15 protein-coding genes are annotated in these 14,053 nt (G+C 42.3%); 5 read left to right on the top strand and 10 right to left on the bottom strand.

Translation table 11 applies throughout. The features are described 5' to 3' along the window. Nucleotide 1: 1 nt before the first annotated feature. The 10 genes from G576_RS14080 to add form a co-directional block, all read right to left on the bottom strand. The gene (locus G576_RS14080; RefSeq protein ID WP_169361569.1) at nucleotides 2-205 is read right to left on the bottom strand and encodes a hypothetical protein; all 204 of its coding nucleotides are present in this window, start codon (nucleotides 203-205) and stop codon (nucleotides 2-4) included. A 278-nt stretch (nucleotides 206-483) separates the two neighbouring features. Further along, nucleotides 484-2,208: a septation ring formation regulator EzrA gene (gene ezrA, locus G576_RS0104160; protein WP_027973537.1), complete on the bottom strand. Its 1,725-nt coding sequence runs from the start codon at nucleotides 2,206-2,208 to the stop codon at nucleotides 484-486. An 88-nt stretch (nucleotides 2,209-2,296) separates the two neighbouring features. Beyond that, a complete protein-coding gene (gyrB, locus tag G576_RS0104155) occupies nucleotides 2,297-4,249 on the bottom strand; it encodes a DNA topoisomerase (ATP-hydrolyzing) subunit B (protein WP_027973536.1) in 1,953 nt (650 codons plus the stop codon). Beyond that, nucleotides 4,250-4,810 carry an HAD-IA family hydrolase gene (locus G576_RS0104150; protein WP_027973535.1) on the bottom strand — a complete coding sequence of 187 codons (561 nt, stop codon included), beginning with the start codon at nucleotides 4,808-4,810 and terminating at the stop codon, nucleotides 4,250-4,252. A gap of 220 nt (nucleotides 4,811-5,030) precedes the next feature. After that, nucleotides 5,031-6,200 carry an FtsW/RodA/SpoVE family cell cycle protein gene (locus G576_RS12245; protein WP_051177978.1) on the bottom strand — a complete coding sequence of 390 codons (1,170 nt, stop codon included), beginning with the start codon at nucleotides 6,198-6,200 and terminating at the stop codon, nucleotides 5,031-5,033. A 56-nt stretch (nucleotides 6,201-6,256) separates the two neighbouring features. Next, the gene (locus G576_RS0104140) at nucleotides 6,257-7,480 is read right to left on the bottom strand and encodes a chloride channel protein (protein WP_037618424.1); all 1,224 of its coding nucleotides are present in this window, start codon (nucleotides 7,478-7,480) and stop codon (nucleotides 6,257-6,259) included. After that, entirely contained in the window at nucleotides 7,474-7,752 is a 279-nt protein-coding gene (locus tag G576_RS0104135) for a chorismate mutase (RefSeq protein ID WP_027973533.1), read from the bottom strand. Before G576_RS0104135 ends, G576_RS0104140 begins: the two co-directional genes overlap by 7 nt. 25 nt (nucleotides 7,753-7,777) lie before the next feature. After that, nucleotides 7,778-9,313 (bottom strand): ClC family H(+)/Cl(-) exchange transporter, encoded by a 1,536-nt coding sequence (locus G576_RS0104130; RefSeq protein WP_027973532.1) that lies wholly within the window; start codon nucleotides 9,311-9,313, stop codon nucleotides 7,778-7,780. A 53-nt stretch (nucleotides 9,314-9,366) separates the two neighbouring features. After that, complete coding sequence (locus tag G576_RS0104125) at nucleotides 9,367-9,810, bottom strand: flavodoxin (protein ID WP_027973531.1); 444 nt, start codon at nucleotides 9,808-9,810, stop codon at nucleotides 9,367-9,369. A 50-nt stretch (nucleotides 9,811-9,860) separates the two neighbouring features. After that, nucleotides 9,861-10,880 (bottom strand): adenosine deaminase, encoded by a 1,020-nt coding sequence (gene add, locus G576_RS0104120; protein ID WP_027973530.1) that lies wholly within the window; start codon nucleotides 10,878-10,880, stop codon nucleotides 9,861-9,863. Between the two features lie 150 nt (nucleotides 10,881-11,030). On the opposite strand from add, the gene yghU reads away from it, so the two are divergent. From yghU to G576_RS13525, 5 genes are all read left to right on the top strand, one after another. Beyond that, nucleotides 11,031-11,819 carry a glutathione-dependent disulfide-bond oxidoreductase gene (gene yghU / locus G576_RS0104115; RefSeq protein ID WP_027973529.1) on the top strand — a complete coding sequence of 263 codons (789 nt, stop codon included), beginning with the start codon at nucleotides 11,031-11,033 and terminating at the stop codon, nucleotides 11,817-11,819. Next, on the top strand, nucleotides 11,819-12,247 hold the full coding sequence (locus tag G576_RS0104110; RefSeq protein ID WP_027973528.1) for a GNAT family N-acetyltransferase: 429 nt from the start codon (nucleotides 11,819-11,821) through the stop codon (nucleotides 12,245-12,247). The genes yghU and G576_RS0104110 overlap by 1 nt, the downstream gene beginning before the upstream one ends. Nucleotides 12,248-12,309: 62 nt before the next feature. Further along, entirely contained in the window at nucleotides 12,310-13,242 is a 933-nt protein-coding gene (locus G576_RS0104105; protein ID WP_037618420.1) for a DHH family phosphoesterase, read from the top strand. Between the two features lie 85 nt (nucleotides 13,243-13,327). Continuing rightward, nucleotides 13,328-13,588 (top strand): type B 50S ribosomal protein L31, encoded by a 261-nt coding sequence (locus tag G576_RS0104100; RefSeq protein WP_027973526.1) that lies wholly within the window; start codon nucleotides 13,328-13,330, stop codon nucleotides 13,586-13,588. 307 nt (nucleotides 13,589-13,895) lie between these two features. Beyond that, nucleotides 13,896-14,045, top strand: a complete 150-nt coding sequence (locus tag G576_RS13525; protein ID WP_156875106.1) for a hypothetical protein — start codon at nucleotides 13,896-13,898, stop codon at nucleotides 14,043-14,045. Nucleotides 14,046-14,053 lie beyond the last annotated feature (8 nt).

Below are 14,053 nucleotides of genomic sequence, written 5' to 3'. Positions count from 1 at the left end.
ATTACAAATCTTTTTTAGAGCTGAAAATGACCGTGATTGGACAAGCTATGCCGATTTCTTGCATCCCGATGTGTCTTGGGAACTTCATGGAATTGAGACTCTGGTGATAAGTGGCAAGGGGAGCTACCTTGAGCATATCAAATCTGTCTATGACAAGGACGACAATCACTTTACTTGCCTGAGCTTTGAAACGGACCATCTTCAAAATCGTATCGTTACCCTTTAGAAAATGACTTAGGTCAACGTTCCTGCGATATTTTTGACTTTGAAAACGGTCTGATTAGCAAAGAATATGAATTTCTGCTCAATTAAAGTCATTTGAATTAGTTTTGATACTTCGTCACTTTCGGCTTACCGTACTCTAGTACGGCCTGCACTTCATTCAGTTCCTTGTTTGAAAGCTAATTCATTCGTCCATAAAGTCACTCACTACGATTGACAAAGACCTAAAAAGGTTGCCCTCATTGGAGAGCAACCTTTTTGTTAAAATCTGATTGTTTCACGACTTTTTCCATAAGAAGTAACGAAACGATCGGTCACACCTGGTTCAACAATTTCAAGGGCATAAGAAATTTCATCGAAAGCTGCTTGATAGTTGAAATGCATTTGGAAAAGCTCCATAGCGCGTTCATAACTTTCTTGAACGTTTTGATCAAAGCTACGGTAACGATTTGAGTACTGAAGCAACTGTTCGGTTAAGACAGCGTCCTGAACCACTTTATAGGTCACTTCTTCTAAACTAGCCATGGCCTTGGTTGAAACTTCTGTCATTTTCTCAACAGTCACCATGTCAACACGCCCTCTGCTCAATTCATCGCGCAAAACCTCTAGCTGTGAGCTTGCTGTGAAGAATTGGCTCATGAAATCCTGTGGAATTCCTGGAAGGTTGCGTTTTTCCATAAATCGCTTGATGGTATGAAGGCGATTAATATAGGTTTCTAGCTTATGACGGGCTTCTGCCTCACCTTTCTCAGTTCCCTTTAAACTATCATAAATAGAAAGTTGACCTTCTTCCACATCTGCAATCTTCGATTGTAATTTTTCCAAAGATTTTTTCCACTCAGTGAATGGTTTTTCCTGCTCTGCCATGTTGTCAATGGCTGGCTGCAGCTCCTCTTCCATATCTGAAAGATTAGAGCTGTAAATACCTAGCTTATTGCCGATGCTATCACTAAAAATATAGCGTTGTGTCAGGCGATTGAGTTCATTAACTAAGTTAGCATTGTTGGCTTTAACGTGAGCCAAGTATTTAGGTAGGCGATTGGTCGCCTTGACAACTTCCTTGTGAGCAGCAATTTCACGTTCAAACAGCTCATAGAAAACATTCAAACGTTCTTGAATATCCTGGCAACTGGTTTCAGCTTTAACCAATTCAAGTTCAGCCAAGTCATCAGAAGTGTCGCTAATCGCTTCACGGATAGCCTGGAAGCCAGATTCGATGTTTTCTTCAGCGAAATAATAATTTTCTTCCAAAAGACGGCTGTAACCTGTCTCCAAATCCTCTAATTGATCTGGGAAGTCCTCTTGCAACTTGGTCACAATCGGTGGAATCTTTTCGGATATTTGACCAAGGGCAATAGTGTGCTCCTCAGCTCTTTCCAAAATTTCTGCTGCTTCGACCGGGTCACCAGAAGAATTGAGGGTCACGAATTGTGAAAACTCTGATTGGATGTGAGATAGTTGCTTGCTAATTTCAGGCATCGCTTTGCCATAATTATCGGCTTGATTAGCAATCTCTGTTTGTAATTTTTCATACATATCCAATGCGTAGGTAACGCGCGAGCTATTTTTTTCCTCTTGATCAGCCAAAACCGCTAAAGCTTCACGAATAGCTTTGATATCTTCTTCGACAATATTTAACTGGCTCTGAATCCCTTTGATTTCATGCTTTGCTTTGATGAAATTAAAGGTATCATTTAGGCTTTCAGCTTCAAAAATATGATTTTCAATGTCTGAGAAAGAGTTTAGGGTCAAATCAACCCACTTTTGGTTCCATTCTCGGAAAGAAGTCTGACTTTGTCCAATCAGATGTAAATTTTTGACGTGTTCAATTTCGTCATTGACTGGCAAGTCAAAGAGTTCTTGTTTTTTCTCTTCTAAACTAGCAATCAAGGCGTCGTTTCGTTTTCGAACAATTACGCCGAATAAGTAGGCAATAATCACCAGAACGATTATAGCTACTACGAGTAGAACGATTCCGTTCGACATGGGGCTCTCCTTACGTATTTTCTAAAAGGTCTATAACGTTACAATTATAGCACAGTCACACCCTCTTTTCAATCGGGTTACCGATTTTTTAAATGTCCAAAGTTGAGTAAACCGCATTCTCTTCAATAAATTCACGGCGTGGCTCAACCTTATCCCCCATCAGCATATCAAAAATCTTGTCTGCCTCGGCAGCGTCATCAACAGATACACGCGCCATGAGACGACGCTCTGGATCCATGGTAGTTTCCCATAATTGGTGATCGTCCATTTCTCCAAGACCTTTGTAGCGTTGCACGGTTGGCTTTGAGCGTCCAACAGTATAACGGGCTAAAGCCTCCTGAAGTTTTATCTCTTGATCTGTACCAGGTTGGATGTATTCTTTAATTTCAGAGCCAACTTTGACCCCGTAAATTGGTGGTTGGGCAATATAGACATAGCCTGCCTCCAAGACTGGACGCATAAAGCGATAGATTAAAGTCAAGAGAAGAGTACGGATGTGGGCACCATCGACATCGGCATCTGTCATGATAACTAATTTTTGATAACGGGCTTTTGAAACGTCAAAATCAGCACCAAAACCTGTTCCCATAGCAGTGAAAAGGCTACGAATTTCTTCATTGGCAAGAATTTTATCCATTGTTGCTTTTTCAACATTAAGGATCTTACCTCGAATTGGTAAAATAGCTTGGAATTCTCGATTACGACCTGACTTAGCAGAACCACCTGCAGAGTCTCCCTCAACGATGAAGAGTTCATTCATTTCAGCATTGTTGGATGAACAGTCAGCTAGTTTCCCTGGAAGATTTGAAATTTCAAGACCAGATTTTTTACGGGTCACTTCACGGGCACGCTTAGCAGCAATACGAGCTTTTGAAGCCAAAATTCCTTTTTCGACTATCTTTCGTGCGATCTGTGGATTTTCCAAAAGAAAGCGCTGGAAGGCATCTGAAAAGAGGCGGTTGGTGATTTTAACGACTTCGGAATTACCAAGTTTAGTCTTTGTTTGCCCTTCAAACTGCGGATTTGGGTGTTTGACTGAGATGACAGCTGTCAAACCTTCTCGAACATCCTCACCCGTCAGATTGTCATCTCTCTCTTTGAGGATATTATTGCTACGGGCGTAATCATTAATGACACGGGTCAATGCGGTGCGGAAGCCTTGCTCATGAGTTCCTCCTTCATGAGTATGGATGTTATTGGCGAAAGACATGACCATCTCATGATAGCCTGTTGTATACTGCATCGCCACTTCAACGGAAATCCCATCCATCTCACCGTCTGTGTAAATCGGATGTTCAAAGATTACATCTTTATTCTCATTGATATACTCAACATAAGAGGTAATTCCACCTTCATAGTGAAAATCTTGAATCTGCTCAAGCCCATCACGTTTGTCGGAGATAGAAATCTTCAAACCTTTATTCAAAAAGGCCAATTCTTGAATACGTTTCGCCAACTTGGAAAAATCGTATTCAATAGTTTCTGTAAAAATTTCTGGATCTGGTGTGAAGTGAACAGTCGTTCCAGAACGATCTGTATCTCCAATAATCTCAAGGTCTGCTACAACGGCACCACGTCGATATTCTTGGTAATGAATTTTACCATTCTTATGCACATGTACATCTAGCTGAGTGGAGAGGGCATTTACAACCGAAGACCCAACTCCGTGCAAACCTCCCGACACCTTGTAGCCGCCACCGCCAAATTTCCCTCCAGCGTGTAGGACAGTGAAGACAGTCTCTACTGCAGGACGCCCTGTCTTCTCCTGAATATCTACGGGGATTCCTCGACCATCATCAATAACCGTAATAGAATTATCAGGCTCAATAATGACATCGATTTGACTAGCAAAACCTGCTAAGGCCTCATCAATCGAGTTGTCAACAATTTCCCAAACTAAATGATGGAGCCCTTCTTTGGAAGTGGATCCGATGTACATCCCTGGACGCATACGAACCGCTTCAAGTCCCTCTAAGACCTGAATCTGGCTGGCATCATACTCTTGCGCTAATGCTTCTAAATCTTTATTTTCTTCAGTCATTTAAGTTATTATCTCCATCAAGGATTTTTCATGTTCAACCAGCAGGGTGTCAAATCCCGCTGCCTGACCTGCTTGTCTGTCAATATCACGATCACCAATCACAATGGCTTTTTGTATCTGGTATTTGTCTTTTAAGTAAAGTAAACTTTGGGGGCTAGGTTTTCTGGCAAAACCACTCTCGGACGTCACCACTTCTGTGAAATAGGGACGAATTTCTGTTTTATCTAAAATGGTCAGCACTTGCTGATTTCGGTGAGAAATCAAAAAATTGCGACTGCCTTCAGAAACAATTTTAGCCAAAATATCACGGGCACCTTCAAACAAAATTGGTCTTTTGAGGTACTGCTCCTCGATAGCCTTGTAGTCTTGTAAGAAGTTATCCTCATCAGGTGCAAAGTAATCAATTGCCACCTTAGTTGATTCCTTTAATTTCGCATAGACCAAGTCGTGCGATGCTCTCAGGCCATATTTTTTCAGACAGGCAACAAAAGCTTGCGTGGAAACTTCATAGTTATCCAGTAACGTTCCACCCAAATCCCAAATATAGTCGTGATAATTCATAGCTTTTATTATAACATATTTCTACGATATTTTACAGAAAAAGAGAGTGGGGCAAAAATCGATAAATCGGCAGTTTTTTTCCGATTTATTGATTTTGTCGTCCCACCTCCGCACAGTTGATTAGGAAGGTCCCTATCCATTGGGTAGAACTTCCAATCAATCACTGCGCCAAAGTGCTGGTTTACAATAATATTAAAAGGCTGGGACCTTTGTCTCAGCCTCACTGCTTTCCAAAATTATTATGATAAGCCATGGATAAAATCAAGCCAACTCCAATCAGGTTTGAAATCAGAGAAGACCCTCCTTGAGAGATGAAAGGAAGCGGGATGCCTGTCAGTGGTAAAACGCCAAGCGCAGCCCCTACATTTTCAAAAACGTGGAAAAGAATCATCATGATAAAACCAACCGCAATAAAGGTGTAAAAGCGATTATTGGACTCCAAAGTGATGCGTAGCATGCGATAAAATAGCCAAAGGTAAGCTCCAAGAACCAGAGCTGAGCCAACAAAGCCAAAATTTTCACCAATAACTGTGAAAATCATATCACTCTCCCGGACAGGTACAGAAAGCTCAACAACATTGAACCCCTTACCCAGAAGACCACCACTACCGATAGAAATTAAGCCTTGAGTTTGCTGATATGCAATTCCCGTTGCATAAGCAAATGGGTCTAACCAAGCAGAAATACGATTGATTTGGTAGGTGTCCATACCTAGATTAAAGAGCCACTCTCTCCCTTGCTCCCAAGAAAAGAGGGCTAAAAATCCCGCTCCAGAAAGAGCGATGACCACCAAAATTGGCAATAAGATTTTCCAAGAAATACCAGATAAAACGACTACTCCTGCTAGGATAGCTAGAAAGACCAAAGCCGTTCCCAAATCCTTTTGCACCGCTAATAAAGCTAAGACTGGCAGGGTAATCAAACTATACAAACCTAGAAGCTTCCAATCGTCTTTAATCTCCTTAGAAGCTTTTTTTTGAAAACTTACCGTCGCTCTTGCCAGAGCTAAAATATAAGCAATTTTCATGAATTCGGACGGCTGAAAGAGAGTCACATTTCGGATTGTCACCCAGTTCTTTGCACCAGTGGCTGCATATAAACTTGGACTGTAAAAAAACAAGGGCAAAAACATAGCTGCAAGTCCTAGAGCATAAAGCCAGGGAGTGACCTTCCATAAAAATTTGGTATTAAAAAACATAACCACAAAGGCTGCCAAACACCCCAATAAGAGCCATAACCCTTGTAACAATAAAACATTTTCCAAGCGGTCCGGATAATCAGTCAAAGTGGCCACATAGACCGACAATAGTCCTACAACTAATAGAAAAAAAACAGGCAGCAAAAGCGAATAATCTACTCGCTGATCCCAGGTTTTCAAACGCTTAACCATAATACTCCTCACTCACAATTTCATAGGCTAAAGCTTCATCCATTATAGCATGATTCTCAATCAAGTACTAATATTTTTTGACCTCCATAGATGCTTGATTGGCGATTTACGATGTAAGAAAAAGCTACCACTACAAAGAAGATGGGCAAATTTTCAAAACCAAAAACTTCACCGCCAATAAAAATGGGAGCCAAAAAAGTATTGGTAGCCGATCCAAAAACAGCAATATAGCCACTGGCTGCGACTATTTCCACCGGTAAGTGAAAAAGTTCTGCTAAGGCAACTCCCAGCGACGCTCCAATCGAAAAGAGCGGTGTCACTTCACCACCTTGAAATCCAAGAGATAGGGTAAAAACAGTCAATCCTAGCTTTAAGAGCCAATCGTATGCCTTAATACCAGCGCCAGAAAAACTAAGGTCAATCAGATTTGTCCCAAGGCCAGAATATCGCCCCTGATGACATAACCATAGAAAAATAGATAAAATCAAACCACCCAATAAAATACGGTGATAAGGATTTTTCATCAGCTCTGCTATTTTTTTCTTAACAACAGACAAGGAAACTGCAAAAAGGTTTCCCACCAGACCAAAAACAAGGCCTAGCAATGCAAAGGTGACAAGACTGAAAAAATTTAGCTCCATACTTTCAGGGATGTGATGGGTGAATTTCTCCAAACCTAGACTGTGGGATGTCCAAGAAGATGTGAAAGCCGCCACAGTCACTGGCAACAGAAAAGTTAGATTCAAATTTCCTATTACCAGAACTTCTAAGGCAAAAAAGATAGCAGCTATGGGCGTTTGAAAAAGCCCTGCAAAACCAGCCGCCATCCCCATCACCAAGAATAAGCGCGAGCTTTTTTCAAAAGAAAGAAAGCGGGAAAAATAATATGATATTGTCGCACCTAGCTGAACGGCCACTCCCTCACGTCCAGCAGAGCCACCAAAAAGATGAGTCATCCAAGTGGTACTGATAATGAGGGGTACTAAAATCAGAGGGAGTTCATCATCCTCTCCCTGTCCTACTGCAAAAATCTGTCCCATGCCCTTACCAGACTTGCCACCAAACCTTTGATAAAGATAAACAATCAGTAAACCCGAAAGCCCTAAAAAAGGTAGGAGAACTGGCAGACGCTCCGCACGAAAAGCAGAAATCAATAGCAATCCTCTGCCAAAAACAGTATCAACCAATCCCACAATAAGCCCAACCAGCAGGGCTACTAGACTAGCCAAGAGATGATTTTTAAGACTGAATATCTCTCCGCTTTTTATCCCTTTTAGCACTCATCCGCTCCTAATTTGGCACTTTGATAGGCTCGTGATTCTTTCATGATGTCTGAAAATGTGGCAATAATTGCTTTTTCAAAGTCCTTGTTGACGACGCGGCTAGCTACCTTATCAAGGACAGCTTGTTCACGACTAGTATCAAGAATAGGCTTCCCAGTCGCTTTTTTATAAGCAGTCACCTGCGTTACCAAAATCATACGTTTTTCCAAAAGCTCAACCAGTTGGCTGTCAATAGCGTCAATATCCTGACGGATAAGATTTAAGTCCATGTTATCTCCTTTTTTTTATTGCTTATTAGTGTAATAGGGTCTGATTGACCTGATGAATATCACTTTCGTTAACTACTAGGTAAATGGTCGCTCCTGCTTGCAGGACGGTCTTCCCCGTGACAACTTGATTGACACCGTGAGCTACTTGGGTAGTAATCAAAACATCCTCTGGTAATCTCAAGTCAGAAACCCTGCGTCCTGCCAAATCCTCAGTTACTGGCAATTCAATCATGGTTGGTCGATTAGTTTCTAAGTGGCTCAGAGGTAGCATCTTTGCAAGCATCGCTTCATAGATTGGTTCCCCCCCAAACAAATCCATAGTCAAGTAGGCCACTAGTACCACCAACCCAATCGTCATCAGTTGCGACAAATCCCCAACCATCTCAGTCACCAGAATCATGGCTGTCAGCGGAGCTTTTGACACAGCACCAAAGTAACCCGCCATGCCCAAAACGATAAAAAGAGTTAGTTGACTAGTTTGCACTAGCCCTATTGTTTCTGCAAAAAGTCCAAAAATATAACCCGATAAGGAACCTAGAGCCAAAAGCGGAAGAAAAATCCCTCCCGGAAGACCACTACCGTAGGCAATCATGCTCCAGACAAAGCGAATGGCAAGGAAAAAGATGGCCGTCCCAAGCAAAATATCGCTGTTTGGGAGATGTAAAATCACATGGTGACCGCCACCCAAAAGTTCTGGGAAAAAGTATCCAATGGGCACCGTCAATAAAACTGCAAAAACACTGTAAAAATGGGGGGGAATTCTAAGCTTTTCCCCTAAAATCTCATAAAGACGTCCCACACGAAGCACTGCCCACTCATAGCCATACCCTAAAATTCCTAGGAAAAATCCAAGAGGAACCAGAAGTAAATATTGACTAAGCTGCAGACTTTCAAAGCCAGTAGGCATATGAAGAACTGGCTTTAGACCAAAAATATTGAGGGAAATGAGGTTGGCAACCAAGCTAGCTACAAGAGAAGTGACCCAAACCAAGCGAGAAAAATGGTGGTAAACTTCTTCGACGATAAAAAGAAGACCGGCTATAGGGGCGTTGAAAGCAGCTGAAAGCCCTGCTGCAGCCCCACTAGCGATTAAAATCCTCTTCTCCTTAGGTGTCAGCTTAAGAAAATCAGCAAGGCCTTTGGCTGTCACTGCCCCCAACTGGATACTTGGTCCCTCACGTCCCAGCATTAGCCCCATGGAAATAGCCAGGCTTCCACCTAGAAATTTTTTCCACAATACTGACCACCAAGACACGCGCAACCTTCCCATCAATTCTCCTTCAACATGAGGAATACCAGAACCCTTGATGTTTGGATCTGATTTGACCAAAAGCCCTACAAAGATGATCAGAATGAGGCTGATACCTAAAACTCCTAGCAAGTAAAAGGGTTGATTTTGAGCCATCTGATAGAGCTCCAGCATCCATTCAGTAAATATACCAATAAGAAAACGAAAAAAACTGACGACTAGACCAGCTAAAATACCGACTAAAATCCCTCGCCAAACCGCTATCAGAAGATGCTGCGAGGACAAACGAAATTCTTTTTGATGTGTTTTCATAAATTGCTCACAAATACATAAAGAAGGTTAGAGAATTCCCCAACCTTAACTTGTTATCCTAACTTTGCAGACATTTCTTCCGCAAAAGCTTCCAGATTTGCAATGTCTTCGTCTTCTGCTGCCAAATCTACCTTAACTGAATTAGCCCCCTTAGTGGCACCAGTCAAAGCAAATTGCTCTTCAAATTCATCCACAGACTTACAGAAATAGTCATAGAAAGTATCACCAGAACCCACAACACCAAAAATTTTACCAGACAAATCAACATCTGCCAAATCTTCATAAAAATCAACGATTTCATCTGGCAACTCCCCATCACCATAAGTGTAAGTGGCAACGATAGCCATATCAGCGTCTTCAAAATCAGCTGCATCAACCGTTGTACACTCGTCTACATCGACAGTGTGACCAAGCTCTTCCAATTTTTTCGCGACAATATCTGCAATTTCTTCCGTATTTCCGGTCATGCTGGCGTAAACAATTTTTGCTAAAGCCATATCTTCCTCAAATTCCTCCAAAGTCAAATTACCATTATTATAGCATACTTTTACCAAAAGGGGGCATAGGCTTGGGTAAGTTTTGTCAAAAGCTGTGCTTTTTCACTCTCTGAAGCAAAGGAAGCCCGAATTGCATCTTGATTATGAGAAAAGAAATCAGCTGTGCTAGTCCCAAAATACTGGGCATATAAGGAGTACTCTTTGGTTAAATTCGTATCTGAAACGGTGCGATTATCGGTGTTAATCGAAATGCTTGCGCCAGCTTTTTTCAAGGAAAGGTAAGGGTGGTCACTAATCTTCTCAATAGCTTTAGTTTGTAAATTGCTAGTGAGGGCAAGCTCAGCAGTTGCACCAGATGTAACAAACTCTTCCAGAAGATGAGGCTTCTCCATAATCGCCGTTGTGTGTCCAATCCTTTTAACAGCTAGCGCTAGAGCCTGAGCAATATTGGCTGCGCAACCGCATTGCTCACCTGCATGAAAGGTCATCTGAAAATTGAGTTCATGCGCATAAGTGATACCATCTGCCACTTTCTCTGTTGGAAAATCAACTTCATTTCCAGCAAAATCTCCACCAACCAACAGCTCCTGACCTGACTGAACTGCCTGACTAAAGATTTCTTTGGTTCTGTTTAATTCCGTTTGCCTCAGACCGCAAACCAATGCCTTGGCCACAATACCAAAATCATCCTGAGCCTTTCTAAGACCATCGCAGACTGCTTCAATTACCTCCGCCACGGTCAAGCCCTTATCCATGGAAAGTTCTGGTGCAAAGCGGATTTCAATGTAAATCACATTCTCCTCTGCCGCCTGCCTTGCTACGTCATAGGCTGCCAAGCGCAGAGCTTCCTGAGTTTGCAAAAGCGGGCGGATAAAGTCAAAAGTCTTTAAATAATCATTTAGACTAGAAACTGTCTGCGGAGCTGTCACTAAGCTTTTCAATTCAATGTCATTGTCAGGAAGTTCAATGTCAGCCATAGCGGCCAATTGACGAATGACTGATAGGGACAAGGACCCATCTAAATGACAATGTAATTCAGTTTTGGCTAATTCTTTTAATCCATCTCTCATGACTGTCACTCCCCTTTAGAAAAATATTTTTACTATGATACCATAAAAGTGAGATAAGTCAAAAGTCAAGTTCAAACCGCTTGTATCAGTTTTTTGAAAATTTCTCTTATTTTTGATAGGCTAGTCACAAGAAACTAAAAGGAGCAGCACATGAACGATTATATTTTACCTGAGATTTGGGAAGTTCCCAAGCAGATGGGTGGTGCTTGGGGCGGACTCAATCAGGCAACAGCTGGAGCTCGTTTTGAGCAACATTTGCCTGTTGGAGAGGCAGATTTTCAGCTCTATTCGCTGGGAACACCAAACGGTATCAAAGTTACCATTATGTTTGAAGAATTGAGGGATTTGGGCGTGGATCTTAGCTATGACCTCTACCGCATTAAGATTGGAGAGGGTGACCAATTCGGTTCCGACTTTGTTGCTATCAATCCTAATTCAAAAATTCCTGCCATGCTTGACCAAACAGGTAATGAGCGCGTCCGAGTCTTTGAATCCCCCTCTATCCTACTCTATCTAGCAGACAAGTACGGCAAGCTCATTCCTAAAGACTTTGCTAAGCGTACAGAGGTGCTGAACTGGCTCTTTTGGCAAACAGGCGCAGCGCCTTTTCTAGGCGGAGGTTTTGGCCACTTCTTCCATTACGCACCTGAAAAAATTGAATACGCCATTAACCGCTTTGCTATGGAAGCCAAACGGCAACTTGACCTTTTGGATAAGGAGTTGGCAATCAAGCGCTATATTGCGGGCGACGACTACACCATCGCAGACATCGCCATCTGGTCTTGGTATGGTCGCCTAGCGCAGGATAAAATCTGGGATCGCGCAGGCATTTTCCTCAATGTCAGAGACTATAAAAATCTCCAACGTTGGACCCAAGAAATCGCCAAGCGTCCTGCTGTTATCCGTGGCTTGGAAGCTCAGTATAGGGACATCAACTAATGGATTGGCAACTGAAAACCTTTGATGAGCTTACTGCACGTGAACTCCATGCCATCTACAAGGTTCGCACCGACATTTTCGTAGTTGAACAGAACTGTCCATATCCGGAGGTGGACGACTTGGATCTGCTAGCACTCCATCTCTTTTTGGAAAAGGGCGGAGCGATCATCGCCTATTGCCGCCTGATTGAGACAGACAGTCAGATCAAACTGAGTAGGGTTCTGGTAGTAGCTGAGACCCGACAAACTGGCCTAGGACGTCAACTGGTTAGGAAGTCACTAGAAATCTCTGCCCTGCTTTTCCCAGAAAAACCAATCTATGCCCAAGCTCAAGCACATCTCAAAGACTTTTATGCGTCTTTTGGCTTTGAAGCGATCTCTGAAAAATACCTAGAAGATGGCATTCTGCATTTAGATATGTTGCGATAGTAAGCTGGCAGGTGACTGCCAGTTTTTATGCTATAATGGAAAAAATAATTTGTGAGGTACTTATGACTTTCAACCAAATTCTTGAGAAAATCAAGACTTACGACACCATCATTATCCATCGTCACCAGCGTCCTGATCCCGATGCTATCGGCTCTCAAATTGGATTGCGTGAACTCATTCGCACTAATTTTCCAGATAAAAAGGTTCTCGCAGTTGGCGTCAATGAACCAACCCTTACTTGGATTGCTGAGATGGATCAGGTTTCTGACAGTGACTATATGAGGGCACTGGTTATTGTGACTGACACAGCCAACACCCCTCGAATTGATGATGACCGCTACAGCATGGGAGATTTTCTTATCAAAATTGACCATCACCCCAACGACGACGTTTACGGTGACCTTGTTCATGTTGATACAAGCGCTTCATCTGCCAGCGAGATTATCACCGACTGGGCTTTGACCACTGGACTAAAATTTTCTGATTTTGCAGCGTCCGTTCTCTATAACGGTATTGTTGGGGATACAGGTCGTTTCCTTTATCCTGCTACTACTAGCAAGACCATGCAGATCGCCGCACACCTCCGTGAGTATGACTTCGACTTTTCAGCCATGGCTCGAAAAATGGATTCGTTTCCTATGAAGATTGCTAAGCTCCAAGGTTACGTTTTTGACCATCTGGAGGTTGATGACAATGGAGCTGCGCGTGTCCTTTTGACCCGACAAACTTTGAAAGACTTTGATGTAACAGATGCCGAGACCTCCGCTATCGTCGGTACACCTGGAAAGATTGACAGCGTTGAAAGCTGGGCAATCTTCGTCGAACAAGAAGAAGGTTACTTCCGCGTTCGCCTGCGGAGCAAGTCAGCTATCATCAATGAAATCGCCAAGCGCCACGAGGGCGGTGGGCACCCACTTGCCAGCGGAGCCAATTCCTATAGTTTGGAAGAAAACGATCAGATTTATCAAGAAATGAAAGATTTATTGGCTAAATAACTTGTCAAGCTCTGCCATTTTTGATAAAATATAACAGTTAATAACTATGGTGCGCAGAGTACCATGGCAGAAAGGAACCATTAACATGAAAAAAGATATCCATCCTGAATACCGTCCAGTTGTCTTCATGGACACAACGACTGGTTACCAATTCCTTAGCGGTTCAACAAAGAACTCTAAAGAAACTGTAGAATTTGAAGGTGAAACTTACCCACTTATCCGTGTGGAAATCTCATCAGATTCACACCCATTCTACACAGGTCGTCAAAAATTCACTCAAGCAGACGGACGCGTGGACAAATTCAACAAAAAATACGGTCTCAAAGACGCAAACGCTGCAAAATAAGACCTGTAAACCTTTCCGACTTGGAGAGGTTTTTCTTTATTATCGTTTGACATCGCTTTCGAAATGTGCTAAACTATGCTCGAAAAAATATTTGGAGGAAGAGAGTCATGCGCAACTAAGATACAGTTTTTGGTAACCCTTATCAAGTTCTGTTTTTTAGTGTGCTCTTTTTCCGAATATCTGAACATACTCCATCATTTGGAGTATGCTTTTTGGGGAACTTCCGTACACATAATCAACTCTCGACTTGATAAGGTCGGGAGTTTTTATCTTCCTCCCAGAAGTGAAGATTAGAAAGGAATACCTCATGTCAACAACTTCTACTCATACTACTATCCTTAATCACGTCAATAAAAAACAAATATCCCATAATCGTGAGGTTCACCACAATAAACCCTTACATCCTACGACTAAGTCTCAGAAAGCTAGCAGCTATCATAATCGTGGTAACCGCTAAGAAGGAGG

Source organism: Streptococcus porci DSM 23759 (assembly GCF_000423765.1).
GTDB lineage: Bacteria > Bacillota > Bacilli > Lactobacillales > Streptococcaceae > Streptococcus > Streptococcus porci.
Note: the sequence above shows the minus strand (reverse complement) of the source record. Positions and strands in the feature narration are given on the sequence as shown.